Raw genomic sequence first — 2,073 nt, forward strand, 5'->3', positions numbered from 1 at the left:
GAAGCTGCTGGCGCTGGGGGCAACCTCGCCACGCCAACCGGCCTCCCGGGCCCAGTGCGGCCAGAGGTCACCGGGTTCCCGCACCGCCAACCGGCGTGAGCCCAGGACTTGCGGTACCAGGACTTCGCTGCTGCCCGCGAAGGCCTGCGCCAGCGGCGGTGCAGCCACCGGCACTGCGGTCAGTTCCACCAACGGGCGCGTGGCCAGCTCCGTCGCGTGAGCGTTTTCCAGTGGGCCTGCCAGCAAGCCCAGGTCCGCGCCGCAGCGCAGCAGTTCGGCAGGCGTGCGGCCAATCAGCAACTCGATCTCGCAGCCGCCCAGCAGGTCGCCCAGTTGGCCCAGCCGAGGCGCCAGCCAGCCGGTGGCCAGCGAATGCGAAGCCATCAGCCTGAGCACCGGCGCCTGTGTTTGGCCCTGCAGCGCCAGCCCGGCATCGGCAATCGCCCGCAGCGGCCCATGCACCGCCTGCAGGTACTGCCGGCCCGCGGCAGTCAATGCCAGCGCGCTGCCCGGCCCACGCACAAACAAGGGCCGGCCCAGCGCGCTCTCCAGTGACTGGATGCGCCGCGACAGCGCCGAAGCGCTGATCGCCAAGCGCTCCGCCGCCAAGCTGAAGCTGCCGGTTTCGGCGGCAGCCAACAAGGCCTCGATGGCGATCAACGGCGGCGTGCGCATGGCAACCGAAGTGTGCGCCGCCCAGGTGTCGGTTGGCTGACCCTCAGGTGACAACAGGGCCTGCACGAACCCAATCTCTCAAAGCGCGAAGTCGTCTTGCTGCCAGCGTTTGAGCAAGGCTGCCGCTGCCTGCGACTGTCCGTCGGCGGCCAGTCGTGACAACAACAGCTCGGGTGTGGGCGCTGAGCGCAGCGTGGCGCGCAGGGACGCAAAGGCCGATGCCAGTTCACGGGGCGACTGTTCGAACAGCGCAGTCAGAAAAACGTCCGGGCGCATGACCTTGATGCCGAGGGCAGAGAGCTTGCGAATGCCAAAGTCGCGCAGGTTGTGGGTGACGAGGTGGACCACAGGTGCGTCGAGTCCGGACAGCCCGATGCGCACGGCTTGCGCGCAGGCGGCGACATGAATGTCTTTCGCCGAGCGCATGGCAGTGGCAACTGCGCTGAACTGAGCTTGGACCTGAGCCGTCGCGATCTCGGCTTCGGGCAGCGCCGTGCGCATCAGCGCTTCGTGGCGTCTGGCGGAAGCAAGATCCGGCTTGCGCCCGGTGTCGACCAGGGCGCGGCTCAGTTCATCGAGGATCAGTGGGCTCCAGTGCAGGCGTATGGCACCGCGGTAGTCCAGGTGGATCAGCAGGCCCCGCGTGGTGGCGCCAAACAGCGTGTCCGCATCGGCGACAACAGGGATCAATGCTGCTCAACCTGCAAAGATCTCGTCGTCCAGGTCTGCGCCAAGCTGGGCGATGGCCCGCCGGCGCTGCGTCTGCTCGCGCTGATGCCAGGCCAGCACGTCCGACTTCAGCACCCGGCGCTGATTGCCAACGCGCTGGTGCAGGGGAATGTCGCCCGCCTCGATGCGCGCGACGATGTAAGGCCTGGACATGCCGACCAGGGCTGCGGCCTCCTGGGTGCTCAGCACGGGATCCGCTGGCGCTGTTGGCTTCGCTGCTGCGCGTTTGGCGCCGCTGCGGATTTCGGGGTGCTGGAACAGCTTCGCCAGGTCGCCCCGGATCAGGCGGCTGGCCTGCGCCGAGAGCTTCACGTGGCGACGAACAACTTCGATCAGCGGATCGATCTCGATGTTCACGGTCAAGGCCGTGGTGCCGGGTTTGGATGCAGCCTTCATGCAGAGAAGTTTAGCCGCTGGCTCGAAATACGCGAAATTTGCGAACCGGCAGTCCGGTCAGATCGCCGCGCCGCTGGCTTCCAGTCGCGCCACCACCGCCTGCGCCATGCTCAGCACCAGTGCGCGCAACTCGGCCGGTGCCAGCGCTTCCACTTCGGCGCCCCAGCCCAGCAACTGCCGTGCGCCGTGTTCGATGGATTCGATGGGCATCAGCACTTCCTGCCAACCGTCGGCGGACGGGGTGGCGCCGGGCAGCGGGACTGCGGGAAGGCG

At 67.9% G+C, this 2,073-nt stretch carries 4 protein-coding genes; all 4 read right to left on the reverse strand.

Translation table 11 applies throughout. The annotated features are described in order from the left end of the window. A partial coding sequence (locus FKP22_RS28305) for a LysR family transcriptional regulator (RefSeq protein ID WP_141291417.1) occupies positions 1 to 675 on the reverse strand: 675 nt, incomplete at its 3' end. 78 nt (positions 676 to 753) lie between these two features. Continuing rightward, on the reverse strand, positions 754 to 1,365 hold the full coding sequence (locus tag FKP22_RS28310; RefSeq protein WP_141291419.1) for a PIN domain-containing protein: 612 nt from the start codon (positions 1,363 to 1,365) through the stop codon (positions 754 to 756). A 6-nt stretch (positions 1,366 to 1,371) separates the two neighbouring features. Continuing rightward, a complete protein-coding gene (locus FKP22_RS28315) occupies positions 1,372 to 1,800 on the reverse strand; it encodes an excisionase family DNA-binding protein (RefSeq protein WP_141291421.1) in 429 nt (142 codons plus the stop codon). 57 nt (positions 1,801 to 1,857) lie between these two features. Next, positions 1,858 to 2,073 (reverse strand): WCX domain-containing protein (locus FKP22_RS28320; protein ID WP_141291423.1); only part of this gene is annotated, 216 nt, incomplete at its 5' end.

The sequence above is a fragment of the Ideonella azotifigens genome (assembly GCF_006519715.1).
In the GTDB taxonomy this organism is placed as follows: domain Bacteria; phylum Pseudomonadota; class Gammaproteobacteria; order Burkholderiales; family Burkholderiaceae_C; genus Ideonella; species Ideonella azotifigens.